Source organism: Chitinophagales bacterium (genome assembly GCA_020636535.1).
Lineage (GTDB): Bacteria > Bacteroidota > Bacteroidia > Chitinophagales > JADIYW01 > JADJSS01.
Genome location: JACJXT010000013.1, coordinates 196,622 through 217,157, shown reverse-complemented (window position 1 = coordinate 217,157; position 20,536 = coordinate 196,622). Strand labels below are relative to the sequence as shown.

General features: G+C 30.2%; 12 protein-coding genes. 6 read left to right on the top strand and 6 right to left on the bottom strand.

Annotated elements, in window-relative coordinates:
• Window positions 1-7 precede the first annotated feature (7 nt).
• From H6553_13145 to H6553_13130, 4 genes are all read right to left on the bottom strand, one after another.
• Window positions 8-832: a tetratricopeptide repeat protein gene (locus H6553_13145; GenBank protein MCB9034779.1), complete on the bottom strand. Its 825-nt coding sequence runs from the start codon at window positions 830-832 to the stop codon at window positions 8-10.
• A 180-nt stretch (window positions 833-1,012) separates the two neighbouring features.
• Complete coding sequence (locus H6553_13140) at window positions 1,013-2,917, bottom strand: hypothetical protein (protein MCB9034778.1); 1,905 nt, start codon at window positions 2,915-2,917, stop codon at window positions 1,013-1,015.
• A 334-nt stretch (window positions 2,918-3,251) separates the two neighbouring features.
• Complete coding sequence (locus tag H6553_13135) at window positions 3,252-4,295, bottom strand: MCE family protein (GenBank protein ID MCB9034777.1); 1,044 nt, start codon at window positions 4,293-4,295, stop codon at window positions 3,252-3,254.
• A 41-nt stretch (window positions 4,296-4,336) separates the two neighbouring features.
• A complete protein-coding gene (locus tag H6553_13130; GenBank protein MCB9034776.1) occupies window positions 4,337-5,581 on the bottom strand; it encodes an N-acetylmuramoyl-L-alanine amidase in 1,245 nt (414 codons plus the stop codon).
• 121 nt (window positions 5,582-5,702) lie between these two features.
• On the opposite strand from H6553_13130, the gene H6553_13125 reads away from it, so the two are divergent.
• Window positions 5,703-8,399 (top strand): LPS-assembly protein LptD, encoded by a 2,697-nt coding sequence (locus H6553_13125; GenBank protein ID MCB9034775.1) that lies wholly within the window; start codon window positions 5,703-5,705, stop codon window positions 8,397-8,399.
• 12 nt (window positions 8,400-8,411) lie between these two features.
• Here H6553_13125 and mqnB read toward each other — a convergent pair whose 3' ends face one another.
• Window positions 8,412-9,083 (bottom strand): futalosine hydrolase, encoded by a 672-nt coding sequence (mqnB, locus tag H6553_13120; protein MCB9034774.1) that lies wholly within the window; start codon window positions 9,081-9,083, stop codon window positions 8,412-8,414.
• Between the two features lie 57 nt (window positions 9,084-9,140).
• On the opposite strand from mqnB, the gene H6553_13115 reads away from it, so the two are divergent.
• Complete coding sequence (locus tag H6553_13115) at window positions 9,141-9,551, top strand: 6-carboxytetrahydropterin synthase (GenBank protein MCB9034773.1); 411 nt, start codon at window positions 9,141-9,143, stop codon at window positions 9,549-9,551.
• A complete protein-coding gene (locus H6553_13110; protein ID MCB9034772.1) occupies window positions 9,529-9,999 on the top strand; it encodes a GNAT family N-acetyltransferase in 471 nt (156 codons plus the stop codon). Before H6553_13115 ends, H6553_13110 begins: the two co-directional genes overlap by 23 nt.
• A gap of 50 nt (window positions 10,000-10,049) precedes the next feature.
• Here the strand turns inward: H6553_13110 and H6553_13105 are convergent, their stop codons facing one another.
• Window positions 10,050-10,508 carry an SRPBCC domain-containing protein gene (locus H6553_13105; protein ID MCB9034771.1) on the bottom strand — a complete coding sequence of 153 codons (459 nt, stop codon included), beginning with the start codon at window positions 10,506-10,508 and terminating at the stop codon, window positions 10,050-10,052.
• 182 nt (window positions 10,509-10,690) lie between these two features.
• On the opposite strand from H6553_13105, the gene H6553_13100 reads away from it, so the two are divergent.
• From H6553_13100 to sprA, 3 genes are all read left to right on the top strand, one after another.
• Complete coding sequence (locus H6553_13100; protein ID MCB9034770.1) at window positions 10,691-12,529, top strand: transglycosylase SLT domain-containing protein; 1,839 nt, start codon at window positions 10,691-10,693, stop codon at window positions 12,527-12,529.
• 7 nt (window positions 12,530-12,536) lie between these two features.
• Window positions 12,537-13,127, top strand: a complete 591-nt coding sequence (gene ruvA / locus H6553_13095) for a Holliday junction branch migration protein RuvA (GenBank protein ID MCB9034769.1) — start codon at window positions 12,537-12,539, stop codon at window positions 13,125-13,127.
• Between the two features lie 74 nt (window positions 13,128-13,201).
• Window positions 13,202-20,524, top strand: coding sequence for a cell surface protein SprA (gene sprA, locus H6553_13090; GenBank protein MCB9034768.1), 7,323 nt, complete (start codon window positions 13,202-13,204; stop codon window positions 20,522-20,524).
• Window positions 20,525-20,536 lie beyond the last annotated feature (12 nt).

Genomic DNA, 20,536 nt, shown 5'->3' with positions numbered 1-20,536 from the left:
TTATAATTTATTTCTCCAAAATATTAAGGTTGCAGTAATCATATAATTCTTTCTCAATATTATTAAAGTTCAATGATATTGCTTTTTCTAAATCATTACAACTTTCATTTTTCATATCTAAAAACATATGTACTATTGCTCTATTATAATAAGAAGTACCATTTGTGCTATCTATTTTAATTGATTTATTTAAATCTTTAAGAGCCATGGCATTATTTTTCATATACATTAATGATATTGCTCTATTATAATAAAGTGAACTTTCTGTTGGTTTTATTTCTATTGCAGAACTAAAATCCTTGATAGCGTTTTTATAACTTCCCAGTTTACAATAAGCAAGACCACGCTCATTTAAAGCATTGGTATATGTACTATCCTTTCTAATTACAAAGGACATATCATCTATTGTATTTTCATATGCTCCCAATTTTCCGTATAGTTCACCTCTCCTATAAAAATAATCAATATTGGTAGAATCAAAGTTTATCAGTTTTGAAGTATTCATTATTGCTTCTTCATATTTTCCTAATTGCTCTTCTGTTAAAATTAGTACTTCTATAATTTCTGGTGTAACTTCTTCATTTATTATGGCATAAACTAAGTCTTTATATGCCTTATTATATTCTCCTATATTATAATAAGCTACACCACGGTAAGCATAAATAAGTCTATCATCACTTTTTGATAGACACTTTGTTGCCTTATCAATTGTTTTTTCATATTTTTTCTCTGAAATAAAATGTTGTAACTGTTTAACACAGTCCTTTTTACAAGAAGTAATACCTATTATAACTAATAATAAAAAGATGCAAACTTTATTTTGATTTCTCATTAAATTTATATTTTTTTATTAAATTATTTTGAAATACTTTAATACTATAATTCATTAAAAATAATACAAAATGTAGAGTTATGCTAAATTAATTATCAGTATTTTCTTAGTAAGTCTGAAAAGAATAAAATCTTCATCATTAAAAATTATTTTTAGAACAAACAAGCAATAACTAAAATGCTACTTTTCTTTTTTTATAAATTTGCCTTTCTTTTCTGGTTTGGTTACTTGATGTTCTTGTTGTAGTGCATCAAAATTATTTTTAGAGTAATTAATGCTTTCTTGGTGTGGTATTTCTGTTGTAGTAGCCGCTTCTTTTTTATTGTCTTTCTTTAATAAGTAGTTTTCATATTGATTTCTATCTCTTATTATATCAAATAGTGTTTTAGGTTTCTTTTCCCATTGCCAATTAAAACCTTCTAGTCTGTTGGCAGTAACTGTTGTTTTTTCCATTGGTGTAAACACAGCTTCTGGTGCAATAGTGAGTTTTATTCTGCTGACTTCATCGTCTTCGTCAAACCAAATTTCTATATTTCCAGAAGTCGATTTGTTGTTACCAATATATGCTTCATCATCATCTTGTATGTAGTAAATACTTTCTGCATTAGCATCAACAAAAACGCTTTTTAGTTTGTCGTCAACAATATCTGCTTCTATGTTTTTTCCTTTTATTTGATTGAAAATTTCTCCTTCTATCCAATTAATAATAAATGCATTATTAAAAACAGTTACATGATTTAATTCTTCATCTTTTGTATAAATATATATAGAATCTCCAGTTATTTGTGTAGAGTCTATCCAAATGATTGGATGATAATAAAGTTTAAATATAGAATCTACTTCAGAATAAAACATTGAGTCGCAAACAGCAGAAAATTCTTTTTGTAGCATTTTTACATTTTTGTAAGCAAACATTACTTTTAATGAGTCTGGTGTTGTTCTAGTAAAATTGTCGAGTACTATACTTGTATCATTCAAAATCATCATAGAATCTGATGTAATTGCTAGCGTATCTTTTTTTATGAGGATGGAATCTTGTTGTACTACAGTAGAATCTCCTACAATTAAATTAGTATCTATAATATTTTTAGTTGGATTGATTATTGAATAGCTTATCAAAGTATCTGCACTTAAGTATAGTGTGTCGTTGTCGTCATTTACATTAATGATTAATGGATCTTCTGTTGCTAAAAGATATTCGTCTTTTTCGTAGTAGATAATTTTATTTCCAAGCACAGTACTGTTTTCTGTAGTGTCTATTAGCATACCATTGCCTTTAATTAGTGCTGATTCTTTTTCTTTGTCGTACTGTACTACATTGCCTTTTATAATTTTATCGTCTTTATAAATTTCTGCATTTTTACCTAAGTACAATCTTTCTTTTTTGGTGTCGTAATAGCCATCATCTGTATAAATGACACTGCTATCTTCATCTACAATTTTAGTTTTTGTAATAAAATATATAATTTCTTTTTCTGTGTTATATCTTAATGAATCGGTGTAAATAGTTCTTTTATCATCTAGTACTACAACATTGCCATAGAAAAAAGTTTCATGCTTTCTATGATAGTAGTAAGCAATATCACTGACTAATGTCGTTTTATCTTTCACCATTTTCCCACCAGTTCTATAAAATCCAATATCTGTATCTAAATTATAAGTAAATTCATCAGATGTTATGGTTGTTTCTTCATCTTTTAATTTGGCATTTCCTGTAATTCTACTAATTTTTGTATCGCCAAAATATTCTAAAAAATTACCATAAATATTTACGGTGTCTGCATCGTTTATGCGAACTGGTTTTCCGTAAGCAGTTAGGTAGTTGGCATTTAAATCAATTAAAGCACTATCGCACCACATCGTTGCTTGCTCATGTTTTAGAATTACATGACCTATTAATTTTCTGAATTTGTAAAATCCATCAGAAATATAAGCTAATGAATCGGTTTGTTTAATTTGAATTTGTTTTCGCTGAAGTGTATCTTTTGGTATTGGTGGAAAATAGCTATTGTTGGTTTGGCTATATCCTATAGTTATTGTAAATATACAACTGATGATAAGAATAATATGTTTTATTGATTTCAATACGCAAATTTACGGAAGCAAATATAATGGTTGTTAATTAGATTAAATATATTTTATAGTTTTATTAAAAACAAATTCTACTTATAACTTAGTTAACATCTACTTTTGCCTTGATACAAAAGTAGCAAAAAATCAAGACTGCAATAAATTCTTAACGCTCGAACTACTTAAAAAAACTAAAAATCTTGAAACTCGCTTTGCTCAAACAGCAAGATTTTCTTTACGCTTTTTTACTAGTACTCACTAAACCAGCCTGCGGTTGGCAGGTTTAGTGAAGGTCGTTTGGTCTACTATTTCAGATTATCAAAATGTTGTAATGAAAGCAATAGTTTAGTTAATCTTTATTGTCTATTATTTTAACTTTCTTTTTGTTCATAATTTCAATAGAATCTTCTGGACTGTCTACTGTAATATGTTTACTCTTATCAAATATAGAAAGATTAATATATTTTTTAGGATTTGCTTTTAAGTCTTTCAGCAAGTCGTCTAAAGTACCAATTGTTTTCATGATGTCGTTATAAGCACCATCTTCGTTAAGTAGTTTAGCAATGCTTCCATCGCCTTCGTTTACTTTTTTCAAAGTAGCTTGTAAGTCTTCTAATGTTTTCTTAGCAGCACCAACAGTTCCTTCTAAATCTACATTATTGAGTTTTCCTGAAAGTGTATTAAAGTTAGCTAAAATAGAATCTATTTTTCCTGTTTCCTTAGCAAAATCAGCAGTTAATTTATTGGCGTTGGTTAAAATACCGTGTAAATTTGTTTTTTCGCTAGTCAAAATTCCATTAATATTATCTGATAATTTATTGACAGAATTTAGCGTAGCTGTTAAATCGTTCATTGCTCTTGCTAGCAAATTATTTTCGCCACTACCTAAAGAAGTATTTAAATTATTTACTAAACCAGTAACCGAATTCATCAAACTGTCTAGTTTTGGTTTTACATCTTTTACCAAATTCACTGCTTCATCAATAGAGTTACCACTAGCAATACAATAGAGTGTATCGTTTTCGCCAGCGTAAGTTGTACTAGTACCACGCAATAAAGCCATTCCCATTTGTCCTAGCATATCTAAACCATAAATTTTAAACTTACTATCTACAGGAATTTTAATGTCTTTGTCTAGTTTTAGAATAAACACTGCTTTATTTAAGTACTTTGGACTATCGCCTAATTTTATTTCAGAAACTCTACCAATTTTAACTCCGTTTTCTAGAACAGCATTTGATGGTAGTAAGTTATTGGTTTGGTCTGCAACACAAACTATGTATTGACTTCTAGTAAATACATCATCGCCTTTAAGAAATTTATAACCTAAAATAAAAGCAATAATTCCAAGTAATGTAAGTGCACCAACGGCTATTTCAGTTTTATTCTTCACTAATATGAGGATTTATCGCCAAATATAGTGATATTTTGCTATTAATTAAAATATTGTTTAGCTTCAGAAAAACTTAATCGCACACCATTCTTATAAACAGCAATAAAGGCATCTTTATAACCTAATTTTTTGGCTTTGTCTTGTATCGTTTTTGCTTTAGAATAAGTGTCGTATGGACCACTTAAATATTTGTACAATCCGTTTACAAACTCAAAATGCACATAAGGCAATTGCTGATAAATTTTATCGGTAGATGAACATATATTATCTGTTGCTTTAAACTGTACTTTGTATAATACACCATTAAATGCATCTATAGTTGGTGTATTGTTATTGGAATTATTAGTAGTAGTTTGATTTTGAGTATTGGTATTCGTTTGACTATTAGTTGATGTACTAGCATTATTATTTGTGGTTGTGGTTGTGGTCGTGGTAGTTGTAGTAGTTGGTGTATTATTGGTTGATGTAGTAGTTGGATTATTCGTTTTAGGAACATCATTCGTTTTTTCATCTGTTTGATGAATGATATAACTGCCTTTTTCAAATGCATTTTTATAATCTACAAAAGCTTTAAAAATAGAAGTAGAAATTTCATTTTGTCCGCTGTTAGATACTAGATATTTTTCTTCGGTATAGTTAGTTAAAAAACCAGTTTCAATTAATACTGCAGGACAAGTAGTTCTATACAACACCCAAAATCCTGCTTGTTTAACACCTCTGTTTTTTCGCTCTAGTTCATTTGTAAAGTAGTGTTGAATTCTTCCTGCTAAAAAAGAGCTTTGTTCTAGGTTGGCATTTTGTGCTAAAGACATCACTATCATTGCTTCTGGAGAATCTGGATCAAAACCATTATAAGTCGCTTTATAGTTGTCTTCTAATTTAATTACTGAGTTTTCTCTTAAGGCAACATCTAAGTTGGCATCTGTTTTATGTAAACCCATAATATAAGTTTCTGTTCCAGAAGGCGTAGAACTAGCATTGGCATTACAGTGTATAGAAATAAATACATCTGCATTGTTTTCATTAGCAATCTTCGCTCTAGTTTCTAATGGAATGAAAACATCGGTTTTTCTAGTATAAATTACTTTTACATCAGGAAAATTATCTTCAATCATTTTGCCTAATTTCAATGCTATAGATAGCGTAACATTTTTCTCGTTAGAACCAGCGTGTCCACTACAACCAGCATCATGTCCACCATGTCCAGCATCAATAACAACGGTCTTAAATTTAAATTTATTAACAATATCACTATCTGCAAATTGAGTAATATAGCTTATTAACAAAAATAATAAGCAAGCAATCCTTATTTTTGAACTATTAAACATATTTTTGGACTGAATTTTAATCATCGTTTTTTTGTTTTATAATAAGCATAAACATATAATTGTCATTTTACTTTTGCTGGTGAATTATTTATTTTCCAACAATACTATAGTTTTTTCACAAGATACAAACATAAATAGTGCCAATCTTTTAGATAGTATTAAAAATTCATCACTTTTTGACAGCTTAAAATTATTGAATAATGTAGAAGACAGTGTACAAGAGAATTCCACAATTGTGCAAGAACAAATTAAAATTGCCGATGACCAATTGGAAGATGTCGTTAATTACAAAGCAACCGACTCTATTATATATGATATTAAAGCAAAAACCATGTACTTGTATGGCAATGCTTATATACAATATCAAGGTATGGAAATGTGGTCGCAAATTCTAGAATACAATTGGGACAATAACGAAGTATTTGCAAAAGGTAGTTTTGTAGATAGCATTGGTGCTTATCAAAAAGTATTTTTTACTGATGATGGTAAAAACTATCAGGCAGATTCTGCTAAGTATAATTTTAAAACTGAAAAAGGTAAAAGCTATGGTTTGGTAACACAAGAGTTAGAAGGTTATTTACACGCTGATTTAATTAAAGCAATAAACGATAGTACTTTGTATGCAAAAAATGCAAGGTATACTACTTGCGATTTAGATCATCCGCATTTTTTTGTAGAAGTAAATAAAGCCAAAGTAATTAATGATAAATTACTAGTAGGTAAATCGGCTAATTTGGTTATTGAAGATGTAAGAACACCTTTGTACTTGCCATTTGCTTTTTTGCCATCTATAAAATCAAAAGGATCTGGATTGATTATGCCACAGTATGGACAAAGCAACGAGCTTGGTTTTTATTTAAGTGGTTTAGGTTATTATTGGCACATCAACGATAAAATAGATTTAACTTCTACCGTAGATGTATATACGCTTGGAAGTTGGCGACTTAATTTTGCATCTACCTATAAAAAATTATATAAGTACTACGGAAATTTATCTTTTAATATTTCTCAAATTAGAAGTGGTTATGCTAACGAAAAAAGAAATCCAAATAGAGTAAAACCACCTTTAAATTTTGGAATTAATTGGCAAATGAATTTAGACCAAAAAAGATTATATAATTCTAATTTTAATATTAATTTAAATATTGTAAGTAGTAAAAAATATCAACAAATTACTTCTACCAATGCCAACGATTTCTTATCTAGTTCATTTAGTTCTAATATTTCTTATAGCAAGTGGTGGACAGGCAAACCTTATAGATTGTCTATTAGTGCAAGATATAATCAAAACACACAATCTAGAGCAGTAAGTTTAGATTTACCGCAATTTAATTTTAATGTTTCTAGAATTAATCCATTCCAAAAAAAGATAAGTAGTACTACAAAAAAATGGTACGAGAACATTGGCTTTTCCTACGATTTTCAAACTGCTAATAGAATTAATACATACGACTCTATTTTCTTTACTAAGAGAACAATTGAAACGATGCAGAATGGAATTAGGCATTCGCTACCAATTTCAGGAAATTTTAAATTATTTAATTATATTAATTTTAATGTTAATTTTAATTATAATGAAAGGTGGCATTTTAGTTATATTGACAAAATTTTTAGAGATACTTTAACTTACTATGATACTAGAGACAGCGTTTATAAAATTCGTAGAAATGTAGTAGAAACTGATACACTTAGAAAATTTAAAACCAATAGAGATTTTGGGCTTAGCTTTAACTTCGGTACTAACTTATACGGAACTTTTCAGTTTAAAAATAGAAAACATGTAGCAGCTATTAGACATACCTTTAGACCAAGTTTAAATTTTAATTTTAGACCAGATTTCGCTAAGTCGTTCTGGAAATCATACAAAACAGTACAAATAGATACCACAGGAAGAACGCAAGAATATTCTATTTTTGAACAAAGTTTATACGGTGGTCCACCAAGTGGAAAAGTAGGAAGTATTGGAATGTCGTTTGCCAATACTTTTGAAATGAAAATAAAAAGCAAGAAAGATACTATTACTGGTTTTAAGAAAATTTCGTTGTTAGATAATTTATCAACTGGACTGTCTTATAATCTAGCAGCAGAAAAAAATAAATTAAATATAAATCCAATTAATGCTAGTACACATATTACAGAAAGATTAAACTTAAGTATGTCAGTTAATTTAGATCCATATGCTTTAGACTCGAATGGAACAAGAACCAATTCGTTTCATTTTAAAGAAAACAGACGACTGTTAAGGTTTGAATCGATGAATGTTTCTTTAAACGGAAGTTTTTCTTCTAAAAAAAGAGTAGGTAGTGGTGTCGAAAAAAGTGAGTTAGAACAACAGCTAGATTTAAGCAATAGCAACTTAGGTGTTTACGACAGACAGTACTACAATTTTGATATTCCTTGGTCGGTGAATTACAGTTATTCTTTAAATTGGCGAAAAGCAAAGTATAATAAAAAAGACACAAATATTATTAATCAAACTTTGTCGCTTGGTTTAGATTTTAACCTTACAGCAAAATGGAAAGTCAACATAAGTTCTGGTTTTGATATACAGAACAAACAAATTACTAGAACCGATATTTCTGTAATACGAGACTTACATTGTTGGCAATTAGAAATGAAATGGATACCAAATAGCTATCAACAAGGATTTTTTATTTCTATTTATGTTACCAGTCAGCAATTTAGATTCTTACGCTTACAAAAACAAAAAGCATTTTTTGATTCTGGCTTCTTTGGCAGTGGTGGCGGATTTAATACAGGCGGAACTGTGTTTTAGAGTATATTTTTATTATTTTATATTAGTATAAATTTCTAAAAAAGCCAGCAATAAAGTATCAATAGCTTCCTTAATCTTCCAGTTATTTTTATTGCGTTTTTCTACATAATTAGAAATCGACCGAATTTCTATACTTGGTTTTTGCATAACATTTAAAACATAGTAGAAAGCCAAACCTTCCATATTTTCAATATCTGCTTTGTATTTTTCTTGAATAATAGCAATATTTTTTTCGTTGCCATGTACTTTATTTACAGTAATAGAACTTACTTTTCTTAAAGCAATTTTTTCATGTATTTTATCAATAATTGGTCTACACAAACCATAACTAAACACATCAGTCGATTGTTCTAAGAAACCCATTTCAAAAAAATCTTCAAATTCTTCGTCGTTTTCTACGCCAAAATCGCCATAGGTTTCTGAGTTAACTTGTACCACTTCTGTTAACGCTATAGTTCTATTAAAAGCACCAGCAATTCCTAAGTTAAAATAAAAATTGCTATTAAAATGTAAGGCATAATGCATTAAATGAGTAGCCGTTTGTAGCATACCAATTCCAGTAATTAATAAATGCAAATCACCATTCACATATAAATTATTATACGATTGGTGTGGTTTTAAATCAAAATGATTAATAAAAGCAACTGCTTCTAATTTTGTAGCAAACACTAAAGTAATCTTCATCAAAAAATTTATCTAAATATAATAATAGTATTGGCAATTATCACTTAATTTTGTGTTGTGGTTTATATTACTAGGAGAGAAACATTTAATGCTGCACATAAATTATATAATCCAAATTGGAGTGCAGAGCAAAACAAACTTGTTTTTGGTAAATGTGCTAACAAAAATTGGCATGGACACAATTATGCCTTGTTTGTTACTGTAAAAGGAACACCTAGTAAAGACACAGGTTTTATAATGAACATTAAGGAATTAAGTCAAATTATTCAAAAAGAAGTGATTGAGAAATTAGATCACAAAAATCTTAACTTAGATGTCGAGTTTATTCCTGAAGATGTGTTTCCATCAACTGAAAATTTAGCTATTTTAATTTGGCAACAATTAGAACCACATATTACAGAGTGTAAGCTACACGCTATTAAACTATACGAAACAGAAAATATTTATGCCGAATATTTCGGAGAATAATACAGAGAAATTTATTATTAAGCATTTTAATGAATTATCTGCTAAAGAAATCTATGCTATGCTTCAATTGCGTGAAGCCGTTTTTCAGATAGAACAAAACTGTTTGTATATAGATATTGACGACAAAGATCAACACTGTTATCATTTGATGTATTTTCAAGAAGATATTTTATTAGGATATGCTAGGATTGTTCCAAAAGGAATTAGTTACAAAAATGCAGTCTCTTTTGGTCGATTGTGTACTGCTAATCAATTTAGAAACAAAGGTTTAGGGTATGTGTTGATGAATGAAATCATGCAACAAATACAAGCATTATATCCAAATGAAACAATAACCATAAGTGCTCAAACTTATTTAGTACCATTTTATAGTCAATACGGTTTTAAAACAGTAGGACAAGCATACTTAGAAGACCAATTACCACATATTAAAATGGAGAAAGAATAATTTTATAAAATCATTATGTGTTTTTATATATAGTCAATTAATATTATTGTTTACCGTTCCGCAATTTCTTTTAGTTTATCCAATGCTTTTGGATAAGTGTTATTGAAGTAATCTAAATATTCATCAATAACATCCATTTCTACGGTTACAGTTGTAATATTATGCTCTTCCTCAAAACTATAATTTTCATGTCCGCTTGCCCATTTTTCTACTTGTTCTCCTGTAGTAATTTCAGTATCGCCATCTAAAAAACCATAATGGCGAATAGAAACAAAATTGGCAGGTTCATGTGCTACAATTTCAGAAACCATTCCACCTTTTTTACCATTCTCATCCATTCCTACAAAAAGAATTTTGCTTCCTTTGTTCCAACTACCTTCATAAGTAGAAGTAGGATTGAAAGTTGCTGTCCAATATTCGTAAGTAGTTTTGTCTTTTAATCCTAGCATCGTTTCATATACTTTTTGAGCTGACGCATTAATTGCTTTTTTATATTGTATTTTTTGCATTGTTGATTGTATTATTATATAACTCTATTCAATGGTGTTAGTGCTTAAACTGATACCTAATACTCAAATATACGCAATATATTAACTGGAGTTAAACTAGCATATAAATAAATAATCTAAATTTTTCTTAACAAGGCAAAAAGTCGGAATTAATTTATTTAATTTGCGAGGTGTTGAATAATATGCTCAAGAAATTAATTTTATCTATATATATAGTTTTTTTGTGTAATGCCATGTATGCACAAATTGGTCCAGGTCAGTGGAAAGACAATCCAAACGATTTAAAAATTCCTACAGAAGAACAATTATTTAAAGATGATCCAGATCCAGCTGTCTTAAGTGCTCAAGTAAGTGTGCGTTTAAAAAAAATCCAAAGAACTGTTCCTTTAGATTATAATAAACATGTACAAAAATACATCGATTATTATGTTACAAGAAAAACACATGTATCTAAAGTACTAGGGCGTTCTACCAAATTTTTTCCAATCTTCGAGTCTATTTTGGCTCAAAACGGAATGCCAGAAGAAATTAAATATCTTGCAGTGGTTGAGTCTGCATTAAATCCTTATGCACGATCGTATGTTGGAGCTACTGGATTGTGGCAGTTTATGTATGGTACGGCTTTGCAATATAAATTATCTATTAACAAAAGAGTAGATGAAAGAAAAGATCCATATAAAAGTTGTGAAGCTGCTTGTGCTTATCTAAAGAAAATGTACAATATTTATGGCAATTGGCACTTGGCTATTGCATCTTATAATTGTGGTCCAGGTAATGTAAATAAAGCCATTGCAAAAGCAGGTGGTTCTAAAGATTTTTGGAAAATAAAACCTTATTTGCCTAAAGAAACACAAGGATATGTACCATCGTTTATTGCTATTATTTATGCTATGAAATATGCTAATAAATATGGTATTTCTCCAGAGTATTATGATTTTGAACAAACTGAACGCATTACACTCAAAGATAAAATGTCGGTGTACGATTTAAATAAAATACTAAATATTCCTGTTGATGTAATTCGTGATGAAAATCCATCTTTGCTCACTACAATTATTCCAAAAGGATTTACTTTAAATTTACCAGTAGATAAATGGGTGGCATTTAATGCTTATCAAGATTCTTTATATACAGCTGCTGATGTGGCTATTGTAGATGAAAAACTATCAACACCAGTAGTAGTTATTCCAAAATCTGCTGTTAGTACCAGTAGTAGTAATGTAGAACCAGTGTCAAAGCCAAAATCTAAAACCAAGAAAAAAGAAGAAGCATTGGTTAAAGCAGAAGATATTCCAGTAGTAACTAAAACAAAAAATAAAAAAGATAAATCTAGCAAGAAAGACAAGAAAGAAAAAGAAACCATAGCAGACAATACTCAAAAAGAAAAAACTAAAACTACTACGCCAGTTGTTGCACCACCAATTGTTTCTAAAACCAAACCAAATACTAGCAAACAAAAAACAACAACCATTCAGAGTACACCAGAAAAGGTAAAAATAAAAGTGCCTGAAATTGAAAAAGAAAATGACGACAATTATCAGGTAATTGTTTATACTGTTAAAAGTGGCGATAATTTAGGTTTTATTGCAGAGTGGTTTCATTGCAAAGTAAAAGATATTAAACGCTGGAACAACATCAACGGAACTTTTATTGATGTTAACCAAGAGTTAATTATTTATATACACAAAAACGATTACAATAGTTTTGCTAAGTTTAACTACCTTTCCAACCGTTTAAAAAGTATTATTTCAGCTAAAATGATAACTACAGAAGAAAAAGAGGCATTGCAAACATCAAAAGAACAAAATGATAGCATTAGTGTATTAAATCCTAAAAAATACATTAAAGCTAAAACTTGCTACGAGTACTATGCTATTAAAGCTGGAGAAAACTTATGGCTCATTGCTCAAAAATATGATGATGTTACTGTACAAGATCTAAAAAAATGGAATAATTTTACTACAACACCAACATTAAAACCAGGACAAAAAATTAAAGTTCGCCAAATACCATGTAACTAGATAAATTATGTATGCATATATTAATGGAAAATTAACCTACAAAACACCAACTTTAGTCTACTTAGAATGCAACGGAATTGCTTATTCTATCAACATATCTTTAAACACTTATGCCTATATAGAAAATCTACATGAAGTTAAATTATTTATTCAGCAAATTGTAAGAGAAGATAATTTATCTTTATTTGGATTTTTTAATGAAGATGAAAAAATTATGTTTAATCATTTAATTACGGTCTCTGGCATAGGACCAAATACTGCACGACTCATGCTCTCGTCTTTAACTACACAAGAGCTACATCAGGCAATAATTAATAACGATGTGCGTTTAATTCAATCAGTAAAAGGAGTAGGACCAAAATCTGCTCAAAAAGTAATTATTGAATTAAAAGATAAAATGCAAAAAAGTAATCTCACTTCAGATGGAACTTCTAGTACACAAAATAATAACTTACCAATTGTAGATGAAGCACTAGCGGCACTAAATATGCTTGGTTTTCAAAAAAACAAGGCAGAAAAAGCAATACAATTAGCTTTAAAGCAAGAAAATATTACTTCTGTAGAAAGTTTAATCAAACAATCACTAAAAAATTTATAATTTTACTATTTGTTTTGAAAAACTACATTCAACATATTAAAGTACTAATACTTATAAGTAGCTATTTACTTTGCTTGAACACATTTGCTCAAAGCAACGACTCTATTCAGCTCAAATATCCAATTTACGACAGAAACGAGAGTTTTATCAATCAAAATTCTAATAAAAACAATTTAGATTTAAAAGATCCAAAAGCAATTACACAAGAAGTTAAATACGATCTTAATACAGGCAAATATGTTTTGTACGAAAAAATTGGCGACAACTACTACAAAACACCAACTTACATGACTTTTGATGAATACATGGCTTACATGAAGCAAAAGTCAGAGGAAGATTATTTTTCTCAAAGGTCAAGAGCTATTGATATGGCAGAAAGAAAATCTAAACAACCATTCTTGTATCAAGGACCAGAATTGTTTGATAGAGGTTTTGGTGGAACAAAGATTGAAATAAAACCACAAGGAACAGTAGAAGTTACCGTAGGCGTTAACTCACAACGAATAGACAATCCAGTGTTGCTAGAAAATCAAAGAAGAAATATCAATTTCGATTTTGATATGAATATTCAGCTAGGTTTACAAGCATCAATTGGCGATAAATTAAAACTAGGCATCAACTACAATACACAAGCAGGTTTTTCTTTCGATAATCAATTAAAACTAGCTTACGAAGGAAAAGAAGACGACATCATTAAGTCACTAGAATTTGGTAATGTGTCTATGCCTTTGCGTTCTGCATTAATTCGTGGACCACAATCTTTATTTGGTGTTAAAACTAAATTGCAATTCGGTCGATTAACCATCACCAATATTTTGTCGCAACAAAAATCTAAAACCGAAAATATTCGTGTTGAAAATGGTGCTCAAACTAAAAACTTCGAAATTAAAGCTGATGAGTACGAAGAAAACAGGCACTTCTTTTTATCACACTATTTTAGAGATACTTACGAGCAAAACTTAGCCAAAACACCTTTTGTAGCTTCACAAGTAGTCATCAATAGACTAGAAGTTTGGGTTACCAATAAAACAAGACAAACAACCAATGTAAGAGAAGTAGTTGCTTTCGCAGATTTAGGAGAAAATAATGTCAATAATGTATATAATCCAGCAGTAATTAATGGTAATGCCAATCCATATCCAGATAATAAATCAAATAATATATATAGTATTCTAACTCAAAACTCAGAACAATTTAGAGATCCAGCAAGAACTATAAATTTCCTTACAGCAAACGGCTTTCAATCTATCGATGATTATGAAAAAGTTGGTGCTAGAAAGTTAAGCGAGTCAGAGTATACATTCAATCCACAGTTAGGTTATATATCATTGAATTTACAATTGCGACCAGATGAAGTCTTGGGTATTGCAATGCAGTATACTGTCAATGGTCAAGTATATCAAGTAGGAGAGTTTGGTAACGATTTACCACCTTTGGCAGATTCAACTGCTTCAGAAGATAGAGTACTTGCACTTAAAATGTTAAAAGCTACTTCTATTCGAGTACAAAATCCTATTTGGGATTTAATGATGAAAAATATCTATTCATTGGGTGCTTATAATGTAAGCGACGAAATGTTTTTGTTCGATATTTACTACAAAGATCCAGGTGGTGGTTTTAAAAGATATTTACCAGATGCAGGTGCTATTTCTGGAAAACAGTTAATAAAAGTAGTTGGTTTAGACAGATTAAATACACAAGGTGATCCATATCCAGATGGAAGATTCGACTTCTTACCAGGAATTACCATTACACCACAAAATGGAAAAATTATATTTCCAGTACTAGAACCATTTGGTAAAACATTAAGCAACGCTATTAACGATCCAAGTATTGCTGCTAAATATGCTTATCAATATTTATATGATACTACAAAAGTAGGAGCTCAACAATTTCCAGAGTTCAATCGTTATGTAATGAAAGGTTCTTATAGAGGTGTCGATAATAGTACCTTTAGATTGCCAGGTGCTTTTAATTTACCACAAGGTTCTGTTATTGTAAGAGCTGGTGGTAATGTACTTACAGAAAATGTACAATATACAGTAAATTATGGTATAGGTGAAATTAATATTATTGATCAAGGAATATTAAATTCTGGCTTACCAATAGACATTAGTTTTGAAAACAACTTGCTCTTTGGTGTAGTTAATAAATCTTTACTAGGAACACGATTAGATTATGCCGTTAGTAAAAACTTTAATATAGGTTTTACACACTTGCGTTTAGCAGAAAAACCATTTACCAATAAAGTAAATATTGGCAACGATCCAGTACGAAATAATGTATTAGGACTAGATTTAAATTATCAAGGAGAGTCTAAAGGTTTAACTAAGTTCTTTAATAAAATTACAGCACAAGACCTTACATCACCATCAAAAATACAGGTAATGGCAGAAGTTGCTAAGTTTATTCCTGGTAGTTCTAAAGCCATTAATATAGATGACCAAGGTACCGTTTACTTAGACGATTTTGAAGGTGCTAGTACTGTTTACGATGTAAGAGGCAGTTTCTTGTCATGGCAACTGTCGTCTGCACCTAAAGGAATGCCAGATATTTATGGCATGGAAAAATTTCCTGAAGCAAAACTAAGCGATAGCTTATCTTATGGTTTTAATAGAGCTAAAACTTCTTGGTATACCATCGATCCAATTTTTTACAATAGTAATAATACCAATCCATTAGATGGAGCAGCTATACAGGCAGCAAGAGATAATAGATATACTAGACAATATTTAGAAAATGATATATTTCAAAATAAACAAAACGATTTAGTTACTAATCCACCAATAGCTACACTAGATGTAGCTTACTTTCCAGAAGAAAGAGGTTCTTACAACTATGATGCAGCACCAAGTCCATATTCTAGTGGTGTTGATGCAAATGGAAAATTAAAAGATCCTAGTACAAGATGGGGTGGTATTATGCGTACTATCGAAACCAGCGATTTTGAAGCAGTGAATGTAGAGTATATTCAAATGTGGGTACTAGATCCATTTCAATATCCAGGTGCAGATAGAAAAGGTAATTTATATATTCAATTAGGTAATATATCAGAAGATATTTTAAAAGACTCTAGAAAACAATACGAAAATGGTTTACCTAAACCAAATGGTGGCACTACAGTAGATACTTCTGCTTGGGGTGTTACACCTTCAATTCCTAATGCTATTACTAATTACTTCGATGCAGATCCAGATGTGGTTAGAGCTCAAGATGTTGGTTTAGATGGTTTAGATGATGATAAAGAAAGAGATTTCTATGCTACTTATTTAAGTAGTTTATCTAGTTTATTAACACCTACAGCTTTAGATGAAGCAATTGCCGATCCATCTTCAGACAACTATGTTTTTCCTAGAGATGATATCTTTGGTTCATCTACAGACTTGGTAACTCGATATTCTAAATTTAGTTTGTCGCAAGGCAACTCATCAAATAATTTAAATAATAGTAGTGTTAATGGAAACTCTAAAACATTTCCAGATAATGAAGACTTAAACAACGACAATACTTTAAATGAAAATGATGAATACTATCAGTATAGAATTGCTTTCGATCAAGACTTTTTAACATCTTCTAATTTTGTTACCGATAGAGTTCCTGTAACTTACGAAGCAAATGGTGGTATAGATACTGCCTATTGGTATCAATTTAAAATTCCAATTAAAGAGTTTGAATCAAGAGTGGGTAATATTTCTGACTTTCGTTCTATTCGTTTTATGCGTATGGTAATGACCGATTTTGAGCAACCAGTTGTATTTAGATTTGCACAAATTGGACTAATCAGAAATCAATGGAGAAGATATGATTTTTCTTTATTGTCTTCAGGTGAACAAGTAACCAACGATAATTTTGACGATACAGAATTTAATGTAGTAAGTGTTAATGTTGAAGAAAATTCAAGTAGATCACCAATTCCATATGCTGTGCCACCAGGAATTAACAGAGAGCAAAATGTAAATGGTGTAAACAATGCACTACAAAATGAACAGTCTTTAGCACTACAAATTTGTAAATTAAATGATGGCGATGCTAGAGCTATTTACAAAGTGTCTGACTTAGACTTAAGAAACTACAAACGCATAAAATTATTTACGCATGTAGAAAATTTTGTAGGCGGAGAGGGAAGTGCTTATCCTGTTAACGACAACGACTTAAGTGTATTTATAAGAATTGGTGCCGATTTTACCGAAAACTATTACGAGTACGAATTGCCTTTACAAGTTACACCACCAGGAAATTATAATCCAAATAGCGATGCAGATAGAGCTATTATTTGGCCAGATTCTAACGAGTTGAATATTGTTATCGATTCTTTGACAAAAATTAAAGAACAAAGAAATAAAGACAATGTAAATATTCTAGTACCATATAGAGTTACCAATGCTAATAAAAGTACGATCACGGTTATAGGAAATCCAGATATAGGCAATGCCAGTTTAATTATGATTGGTGTTAGAAATCCAAGAAGACAAGAAGGCGTTAATGCAGAATATGATGATGGTTTGCCTAAGTGTGCCGAAGTTTGGATAAACGAATTGCGTTTAAGTGGACTAGACGAAACGAGTGGTTGGGCTGCTCTTGGTCGTGTAGATTTCCAATTAGGTAATTTAGGAAATATAACCATGTCTGGTAATATGCATACCATTGGTTATGGCGATTTAGAACAAAGAGTCGACGAAAGATATAGAGACAATTATTATCAGGTTGATGTTGCTGCAAATTTAAACTTAGGTAATCTGTTACCAGAAAAAGCAGGTTTGCAAATTCCAGTATATGCTCAATACTCACAAGCAGTGAGTACACCACAATACGATCCTTACGAATTTGATACCAAACTAAAACACAAGTTTGACGAAATTAATGCAGATAGTGATTTATCAAAATCTGAGAAAAAAGACAAAATTGACTCTATTAAAAATGTAGTACAAGAAGTAACCACTATAAAAAGTGTCAATGTAACCAATCTACAAAAAGTAAGAACAAATGCAGAAAAAACAGCTAGAGTTTACGATGTAGAAAACTTTTCTTTCTCTTACGCTTATACACAAACCGAAAAACAAAGTCCAATTTTAGAATACGAAACCATTACAAGACACAGAGGTTCTGTTGGTTATAATTTCTCTCCAAAATCGGTTATTTGGCAACCATTTAAATCCATCAAAAATAATAGTCAGTATTTAAAATTTATTAAAGAGTTCAATTTAAACCTTAAACCAAATGCACTAGCGTTTAGAACAGATTTAAATCGTCAGTTTGGCGAAACAAAAATTAGAGATATTGGCGACGATGGTTTAGTAATCGATCCAACTTTTGATAAATACTTTACTTGGGATAGATTTTGGTCAATTAAATATAATATAACTAAATCTATAAATGTAGACTTTACTGCTAACAATGCTTCTAGAATTGATGAACCTTATGGCAAGTTAGATACTAAAGAGAAGCGAGACAGTATGTGGGGAAATTTCTTAAAATTTGGACGACCAATTAATTACAATCATATATTTAATGCAAGCTATAATTTGCCATTAAAAAGTATTCCATTCTTAGATTGGATTACTGTTAGAACAAGATATGGTGCTACTTACGATTGGACTGCTGCATCTTTGGTTGTTCCAGAATTAGGAAGCATGGCACAAAATAGTATGGATTACCAAATCAATGCAGAAGTTAATTTTCAGGAATTGTATAAAAAAGCCAATTTCTTAAAACCATATGCCAATAATCAACCTAAAAAATCTAAAGAAGATTATCAGCAACAGTTAGAAAATCATCTTAAAAAAGAAGAAGATTTTAAAACTAAAATGTACAACAAAGAACAAGACATCGAAAAGAAAATACAAGAAATAGAAGCAGCTAAAATCGATACTAATTTTACAAAAGATGACATTGACAAACTGGTAGATGAGAAGAAGAAACTGAAAAACGACTATCGTTCTTTAAAAATGAGTAAGCGAAACATGACTGCACCAGCAAATCCAAAACTAGATGCAGTACTACGACCACTCATGATGATACAAAGAGCGTCTTTAAGTTTCGATAGAAATTATACTACTGTTTTACCAGGATTAATGCCAGCTCCTTTGTTATTTGGACAAAATTTCTCTCAAAGAGCACCAGGTGGAGCATTCTTATTTGGAGCTCAAAAAGATACCAATTGGTTAAATACCATTGCTAGTAAAGGTTGGATTTCTGGTGATACGACACTCAATTATCAGTTCATACAAACCAAGCAAAAAGCATTTAATTTACGCGTTTCTCTAGAACCATTTAGAGATTTTAGAGTAGAAGTAAGTATGCAAAAAACACAAGGCGAAACTTATACCGAATTCTTTAAAAAACTAAGTGCAGATGGAGATTATCAGCATCTTACACCACAAGTAAACGGAAATTATTCCATTTCTTTCCTAATGTTTAGAACACTTTTTGGAAAAATTGATGACAATAACTTTAGTAAAGCATTTAGAAGTTTTGAAACATTACGAACAGAGTATTCTCAAAAATTTGGAGATAGAAATCCAAATTCAACAGGAATTTATATCAACGATAGTATTTCATTGCCAAACTACGCAGAAGGTTATGGACCATATTCGCAAGATGTATTATTACCAGCTTTACTAGCAGCGTACACAGGAAAAAATCCAGACAAAGTAAAACTCAATCCACTAAAAGCATTTCCATTACCAAACTGGCGATTGACTTACAACGGAATTGCTAAAACTTCTTGGGGAAAGAAATTGTTTACTTCATTTAATATTAAACATGGATATAACTCTACATTTAGTATTGGTTCATATATTACTAATTTAAATTATATTGGAACACCAGGTTATTTTAATGAAGAATTATATTATGTTCCAGAAAATTTAGATTCGCTTTCTGGAAATTATTATGCTTTATATGCCATTCCACAAATAACTATTACAGAACAATTGTCGCCATTAATTGGTGTTGATATTACTTGGAAAAATACTTTAATTACCAATTTTGAATTTAAAAAAGCAAGAACTGTTGGCTTGTCTATGTTAGATTATAGATTGAGTGAAAACTTAACTACAGAAATTACAGCATCATTAGGATATAAAATTGCCAACTTTAAAGTACCATTTAAAATAAAAGGCAAGAAAATTACACTAGACAACGACATTAATTTAAGAGCAGATTTCTCTATACGAAATGATAAAACCATAGCTTATAAATTAGATCAAAATATAGCAGAACCAGTAAACGGACAAAAAACCATTACACTAAGTACTACAATGGATTATGTAGTGAATCAAAAATTAAATGTAAGAGTATTCTACGATTTTAGAAGAATAACACCAGCAGTAATGTCGTCTTATCCATCGAGAACACATCGTGGAGGCATTACCTTTAGATTCTCTTTAACACCGTAGATTAAGTAATTA